Genomic DNA, 8,127 nt, shown 5'->3' on the forward strand with positions numbered 1-8,127 from the left:
CAGGACCTAAATTTATATAAGTTTTTAAATTCATGTTATATACCTTAATTAAAGAGTTTATTTATGCACAAGCTGTCTTATTTACCCCCGGCAATTATTGCATCAATAGTCCGTTGATCGAGCACGGTGTTGTTACGCCTGTCCAATGCTCCTCCCGTATCCCAGAAGAATGGTTTAAGTCCGTAAGCAATTGCCTGTTTTGTTACAAAGGTTATCCAATAATCCACCGCATCGTTATGTGTTGCCAAATCTTTAGGGGTGGTTCGTCTGTAGGCCCCGTATTCACCCATTATAACAGGTATCCCCTTATCTATAAAATTCGTTTTTATTTTTTGGAAATAAGCATTTTGATCGCTTTCTTCTCCCCAGGTAGCATTGCGATCCGGTTCTATCGTAGAATGATGGCCGCTTCCCCAGTAATAAAACATCTTGCCCCAAGATGCATCGGAGGATAAAAATGTAAATTGAGACGGCGTATAATTATGTTCTTCATACATCATGCGGCCGGGGGTCGGATCGGTTGGGAAAGCCTTCACATCAATCAGATCGGATGATCCTTGTATAACCAAAGTCCGGTAGGTATTCCGTCCGCCGGTTGAACGAACGGCATTGACGAACGTTTGGTGATAGGACATTAATACCCCCATTTGAGTCGCATCGCTTGTATTGGGTTCATTGGCACTGGCAAACATCAAATGCTGGTCAAAATCGCGCATGGCAGTGGCAATTTGTTCCCAAAACGCCTTTTGTTTGGCATTAACCGAGTCTTTCTTAGCAGCAGTGCAATTTTGTTCCAACCAGCCGCCATCCCAATGGATATTAAGTAAAACATACATATCGTTGTTCACACAATATCCAACCACTTCTTTTACTCTGTTAAGCCAATTTGGATCGATGTGTGCAGTTTTAGCATTATCCATATGATACCAATTCCACTCACATGGTATTCGGATAGCATTGAATCCAAGATGTTTTACAAATTTTACATAATCCTCGGTAATCGGAGGGTTCCCCCAGCCTGTTTCCCCACCTGGAGCTTCCATGGTGTTGCCGATGTTCCAGCCTAATTTCATTTTAGCAGCCAGTTGAACAGCCGTGCTACCCATTCCGGTAGAATCAGGCGTAATAGGTGATGTATTATAAGAGGGATATATTTGACTAACTTGTGAAACCGTAACCCGTCTGGCCTGGCCGTTTGGCATGGTAATGACCAGTATAGTGGAACGTGTAGCGCCTGTTGCATTAAGTGTTGTGATTAATTTAATGGTGGCGTTACCCTTACCAGCTGTTTGGCTTAATTGCAACCACGAGTAAGCATAATTGTCAATACTCCATTGGCTGTTACATGTTAATGTCATTTTAGATGTATCTCCCCCTTCGGCAGGAATGGAAACGGCAGTTGTAGAAACCAACAGTTGAGGATCAATACCTGCATTATTTTTGCAGGAGGTAAACGATATAATCAAAATAAGAAATGGTACAATTTTAAAAAACATTATGTTGTATTTTATTTGTATGTTCAAATGTGTAATAATTTGATGAGTAAAAGACCCACAGGATGTTTCACTTTCGTTGAGTGCCTGCAGGTCTTTTAATTAATGATGCATTTATTTATATTTATTGATTATAGGTTTATCTTTTTACTACCCTGAAATTATCAAAGGCTGCATCAAAACTTGTTCCAGTAGCAGCTGTACTGTAGTTATGTAAATAGAGTATCAAATTACCCTTTCCTGATGCAGGATCGAACAAATCTGAAACTTTTGTAATAGAAGCACCTTTGCCATCAGCTAAACGGAATTCCGATAACGGAATAGTTACTGTTTGCCAGCCTTTTGTAGAATATGCCGCCGTATGAGTAGAAGTAACTTGCCAAGGTTCGTATCTTGCCATATAAGATCCATTCGAACTTTTTATACAAATCGTACCACCATTCCAGGGTTTAGCCACATTGATTTCGAATTTTAAAGCCCAACTATTGCCCGGATCATTAAAATTCTCCGCCGGCAACCATACAGCATCACTAATACGAATAGCATTCCCATCATCACCTGCACCCCCATTGAGTATATTGCTTTTCAGTTCAATGTACATTCCAGTGCCTACTCCAAAATCAGCATTGTATGACGGCCATCCGGAATTTGGGTCTGAACTGTTCAGGATTCCTCCTCCCCACCATGCATAACCAAAATAATTACCCCATTCCATATTGGCTATAATACCGACACCACCTCCGTTTATGAAGTTTATATTATTAACCAGGTAGGCAGTCGTAAATGTTCCTGATTTTGTTTCAATAACTACCGGCCCTCCATCACCTGATAACGCAGGTGCAGTAAATCCAATAACAGCATCTGATACTACTTTATATGAGGTAATAGGCGTTCCTGCAAAACTTAAATTCATAACGGAAATAAAATTATTTCCATAAATATAGACAGAATCACCTTCTTTGGGTATTTCATAGGAGATGCTTGTAATTATCGGTGGTCCAATTATTTTAATCGAAAAATCACCCGTTCCAAACATTGTTGTAATACTAATCATATTTACCAGTGAAGCATCTCCACCCGACAAGTCAGCGGGCACACGTACAGTCACACTGGAATCGGTATATGCCGCATTGGTCAAATCAGCAGCTACGCCCTGAAATGCTATGTTTGTGGCATTTTTAAGATTATACCCAACAATAGTGATCAGCTGGTTTGGCACAACGGATTTAATGATTGAATCGTTAGGCGAGTCAGCCGAGTTTTTCACATAAGAAATAATCGGTACACCGGTAATGTTAATTTCAAAATTAGCAACCCCGCCCTCGTTAACCAAAGTAATTTTATTCACCTTGTCGCGTGGCACAAGCGGAAACTGAATAGAAGGGATCTGTATTACGATACAGGTGTCGCTGAAAAAAGTACTGTTAATAGTAGCGGGAGTTGAGCCAAAATACGCCTGGGAAATTCCGCTTAAATTTTTACCCACCACTACTACCCACTGGCCAGCGCTCACAGTTTTCAAAATAGTATCGTTAGGCGAAGCAGCATAATTGCGCACATAAGAAATGCTTGGTGCATTTGGTTTTTCTTTTAAACAGGATGGCAGTATTATGATACCTGCTACTACACATAATAGTAGCAAATGGATATGATATATTAAAATTTTCTTCATAATTAATTTTTTTTAAATTTAGAATGAATATGGCACCGGAGGTTCCGCCAAATTTGGATCGGCTGTTACTTCCGACAATGGCAACGGAAATTTAAAAGTAGTAATGGTAGCAGGTGTTGGCGTAACGAAAGTGCTACTTGGAGTTGCAACACCATTACTGTAAGAGAACGAAACCCGCTGCTGATTATTAAGAATGTCTATGGCCTTTTGGGGATTGTAGTAAGAAAGTCTCACCAAATCAAACCAATAATGGCCTTCACCAGCCAGCTCAATTCTTCTTTCTTTAAACAACGAGTCAATATTCAGCGTGGTTACAGGATCAAGGCCAGCTCTTGTACGCACTTTGTTAAAGTAAAGCAGCGCTTCGGCATCAGAAGTGTTTGTATTATTGCCAATAATAGCTTCGGCGTACACCAGATAAACATCTGCAAGTCTTAATAATGCATTATGCTCGGCAGAAGAAGTTAGCGTCATAATTGCACAATTGTTGTCTTTCTTGGTGCCAATAATATGTTTCTTTAAACCAGCATCGCCCTTGAATGTATACCCCCCCCCGGCAGCATTTAACTCCGGGTAATAATCGTTTTTGAGCATAAATGTAGCTTTGCGCCTTACGGAGTCTTTTACAGAGTACTGTCTGTACATATCGATAGTAGGTTGTATACTAAACCATCCTGCTTGTCCGTCTGCTGCTATATCAGTGCCACCGGGCGAATATATCTGTAACATATTACCCGATAACCAATCACTAGTAGTGGGATCCCATTGAAGGGCAAATAATGATTCGGGATTGTCATTATTCTGTGTTTTGAAAAGATCGGCATAATTGGGCAACAAATCCAACCCACTATTTATACAAACATTGCCGGCATATAACTTAGCGCTGTCCAGATAGGCCTGATTACGCGAACCATTATGATTAAGACCTGCCCATGTTAAATAAACTTTTGCCAACTGACCCTGAGCCGACCATGTGGTAACCCTGCCTTTCTCCCATGTAGCGCCTGGTATGGGAAGGTTTTTAGCAGCATAAGTCAGATCGTTCACAATAAACTGGTAAACATCATTGACATTATTCCGGTACACCAATGGAGAGCTGATCAGCTTGGTGTTGTCTTCAATAATTGGCACATCGCCCCATAACATAGCCAGGTTAAAATAGGCATACGCGCGTAAAAACCTTGCTTCAGCAATGGCTGCCTTCTTATCAGCTTCGGGAATAGAAGCCGGTGCCTTTTCGTTAATTGCGATGATAGTAGAATTACAATGTGCAATAACATTGTACATTCCCCTCCAGTTTGCTATCAAACCAGCGTTCAAGCCCGTAATGCTAAACGTATTGAACTGTGCTGCATCGCCATTATAACCTAAGACCATATTGCCGCTTGCTACCTCACCTACCGGCAAATAACTAACATAAGTCCATTCTCCCCATGGCGCACCTGCATACAAAGCAGCGGTTGCCAACTTTAAATCGCTGGTAGTTTGATAAAAGTTTTCCGACATTATCGACGATAATGGTGGACGATCAAGAAAATCCTTCTTACACGATGCCAGCAACAAGGCAATAGCAAGGAATGAATAAAGTATCTTTGATTTTATATTCATTGTCTTAATTTTTTATTTGTTTAACGAAACGTTTAACCCAAAAGTAAACACGCGGGGTTGAGGATAATACCCATAATCGACACCTGCACTGAGTGGGTTCCAGGAACCAATTTCCGGGTCCATTCCTTTATACTTCGTGATAAGAAATGCATTTGACACATTCGCGTATACCCTTAAATAATTAATGTGTATTGTATGCAACAGTTTTTCAGGGAAGGTATAACCAAGTGAAATGGTTTTACACCTAAGGAAGGACCCATCTTCCAAATACCGGTCGGAAAATCTGTTGTTGCCGTTTGTGTCATCATTTCTGAGACCCTGAATCTTGGTACCAGGATTGATCACGTAAACATTGTTAATAGCTGCAAGATTTGCAGGATCAGTAATATCTCCGGAAGTAGTAGTAGAAGGTCCATTCGGATCAACCAACCCAAGTTTTGCATAATTCATGATTGCTTTAAGGTTCCCCTGACTCGTAAGCGGGTTCTCGCCGTTTACACGCATTTGATTGTATACTTTATTGCCATAACTTGCAGTGAAAAATATATTCAGGTCGAAATTTTTATAGGAAAATGTGTTGTTTAACCCAAGCTGCCATTTAGGAAATGGCGATCCAAGAAAAGTTTGGTCCTTGCTATCAATGACACCATCACCATTAATATCCCTAAACTTGATGTCGCCGTACCAGATACTACCACCGGTGGTACCAACAGGATACATATTCCCATTACTGTCTACCGGTCGGGCGGCAGGCTTGATGCCTCTATCCGGGTCGCCTAAAAAATCAGTAGGGGTTGCATAAACTCCTAACACCTGATACCCATAAAATTGGCCCAATGATCCACCTACGATTGTTTTACTTGCAGGATATCCTATGATTGGAGCCCCGTCGGCATTGAGTTTTAGTACCTTATTGACGTTCCGTGAAAAAGTAAAGTCTGTTTTCCAGGTAAAGCTTTTTCCTTTAATATTTGTGGTACTTACTCTAAAGTCAAAACCCTTGTTATCCATCGATCCTACATTTGCCCATGGTGCATCCAGAGTTCCGGGAGACCAAACCATAGCAGTTCCTGAAAACATAGGCAACGAAACTTGCATGCCAAGTTTATCTGTTCTTCTATCATAAAAATCGACAGAGAAGTTTATCCGCCAGTCAAAAAATGTCCCGTCAAGACCAAGGTTGGCAGTTTTTGTTTGCTCCCATTTCAAATCCGGGTTTCCGATATTTGTTTGATACTGTGCAATACCGGTTAAACCGGTAGCAACTGTGGTTAATGTAGAAGCATAAGCATAGTCCCTTCCTGCAGGGTTGTTCGTCAAGCCATAGCCAATACGCAGCTTCAGTTCATTAACAGCTTTCACGTTTTTCAAGAATTGCTCGTTGTTCAATTTCCAGGCAAAAGCACCCGAATAAGACCATACCCATTTGTTATTTATGGAAAATTTAGCATCACCGTCTTCCCGAATGTTACCGGTAAGCAGGTATTTATCATTAATCGTGAAATTTAAACGTCCAAAATACGCTTCCCTGGCACTCTGGCCTTGGCTTCCACTGTTTGTAGCCGTAGTCGCGTCGCCTGCGCTGACTACCTGTACGTTGTTCGAAGGGAAATGTGAACGATATGCGGATGCATTTGAAGATTTATTTAATACTGCCTCATGGCCCATCATCGCGTTCAAATTGAATTTATTTGCAAAAAAACGGGTAAATGTAAGGTAGTTGCTTATAGAAGTATATAAGTTCTGAGAAGAAATATTGGCGGCAGAATTGGTGAGATTTGTGACTGTACCCAGCACATAACTTGGGTTAAAACGATCTTCATTAGCCATCGAATAATTTGCTGCTACTTCATTTCTCAGCACCAGGCCTTTGGCAAAAGTAACCTCGGCATAGAGATTGCTGAAAAGCTGCTTCCTGTTTCCATCTGCTTTATTAATTTTAGCCATCGCAGCAGGATTTACCGTTTGAGCAATCCAACCAGCGTTATTATACTGGCCACCCCAACTGCCGTCACTATTCCTTACGGGAACGTTGGGGGTTTGACTAAGCGCATCACGAATAACGTTTGAATTGGAACTATTTAAATTTTCATCAATATTTACAAGCTGAATACTGGTGCCGATTTTTAACCAATCGGTGGTTTTATTATCAAGGTTCAGGCGCACTGACATTCTGGTAAAATCAGAGCCTAAAGCAATACCTTCCTGGTGGAAATAGGTACCTGACAAGAAATATTGCGTCCGGGTATCACCACCACTTACAGAAAGGGTGTGGCTGGACATGGGGGCATTTCTGAATAATTCATCCTGCCAGTCGGTACCCTTGCCTAAATATTGAGGATTGGCAAACTCAGGGCGGACATCCCAACCCCAACCTATGGCAGCATTCCTTTCGTTTGTAAAAGTTGCATATTCACGTAAATCCATCACCGGTAGTTTCTTGGCTATTTGCTGAAAACCGGTATAATAATCGTAGGAAATCTTAGGAGCAGCAACCTTGCCTCTTTTGGTCGTAATAATAATGACACCATTGGTACCCTTTGCACCATAAATGGCAGTAGAAGATGCGTCTTTTAACACGTCAATCGATTCTATTTCGGAAGGGTTTATGCCTGCTAAAGGGTTGGAACCGAGTTGAGTGGACCCATTATTCGCCGAAATAGAAGCAATATCTTCAATTTGAACGCCATCCAACACATACAACGGCTTGCCGCCACCAAATGAAGTTATCCCACGGACTTGCATGGCAACATCACCTCCCGGTTGTCCGGATATCTGCTGTACCATCATTCCGGCTACTTTTCCCTGCAAGGCCTGATCAATAGTAGTCGGGCTTGTTGCACGAATATCCTCACCCGAAACAGAAGATATAGCCCCGGTAACATCTTTTCGTTTCGATGTTCCATAACCGACTACAACTATTTCATCAATTTTTTTAACTTCTTCTTTTAACACAATCGCTAAACTGGAAGAGTTGACAGGTATATCTGTTGAAACATACCCCATGTAAGAAACATGCAAAATCGCGTCTTTAGGAACATTACTCAATGTAAATTTTCCGTCTACCCCGGTGAAAGAACCATGCGAGGTTCCTTTAACACTAACTGAGGCACCAATGAGTGGATTCCCAGAAGAATCACTTACTCTTCCAGTCACTCCAGCGTAATTGGGCGTTATATCATGGGCCGTTTGAGCGAAAAGAACGCCAAACATGGATAGAAACGCCACGATCAAAATGATCTGTTTCTTCATTTAATTAGATTTAAAGGGTTAATAAATTTGCCAACACTTTTTTATTACGACGGTATACTAGTTGGCAGGTTATACTGTCGTTTTCGTCAGAATATCTTGTAC

At 41.2% G+C, this 8,127-nt stretch carries 4 protein-coding genes; all 4 read right to left on the reverse strand.

Translation table 11 applies throughout. The features are described 5' to 3' along the window. Window positions 1-77 precede the first annotated feature (77 nt). Entirely contained in the window at window positions 78-1,496 is a 1,419-nt protein-coding gene (locus Q8907_09565; GenBank protein MDP4274512.1) for a cellulase family glycosylhydrolase, read from the reverse strand. Window positions 1,497-1,632: 136 nt separating this feature from the next. Continuing rightward, window positions 1,633-3,165, reverse strand: coding sequence for a glycan-binding surface protein (locus Q8907_09570; protein ID MDP4274513.1), 1,533 nt, complete (start codon window positions 3,163-3,165; stop codon window positions 1,633-1,635). Window positions 3,166-3,183: 18 nt separating this feature from the next. Then, window positions 3,184-4,773: a RagB/SusD family nutrient uptake outer membrane protein gene (locus Q8907_09575; protein ID MDP4274514.1), complete on the reverse strand. Its 1,590-nt coding sequence runs from the start codon at window positions 4,771-4,773 to the stop codon at window positions 3,184-3,186. Between the two features lie 12 nt (window positions 4,774-4,785). Beyond that, window positions 4,786-8,025 (reverse strand): TonB-dependent receptor, encoded by a 3,240-nt coding sequence (locus Q8907_09580; protein MDP4274515.1) that lies wholly within the window; start codon window positions 8,023-8,025, stop codon window positions 4,786-4,788. Between the last annotated feature and the right edge of the window lie 102 nt (window positions 8,026-8,127).

It is taken from the genome of Bacteroidota bacterium, from assembly GCA_030706565.1.
Lineage (GTDB): Bacteria > Bacteroidota > Bacteroidia > Bacteroidales > JAUZOH01 > JAUZOH01.

Excerpts from the sequence above, each read along its gene's own strand:
- Q8907_09570 (MDP4274513.1), bottom strand. The coding sequence starts at position 3,165 with ATGAAGAAAATTTTAATATATCATATCCATTTGCTACTATTATGTGTA.
- Q8907_09565 (MDP4274512.1), bottom strand. The coding sequence starts at position 1,496 with ATGTTTTTTAAAATTGTACCATTTCTTATTTTGATTATATCGTTTACC.
- Q8907_09575 (MDP4274514.1), bottom strand. The coding sequence starts at position 4,773 with ATGAATATAAAATCAAAGATACTTTATTCATTCCTTGCTATTGCCTTG.
- Q8907_09580 (MDP4274515.1), bottom strand. The coding sequence starts at position 8,025 with ATGAAGAAACAGATCATTTTGATCGTGGCGTTTCTATCCATGTTTGGC.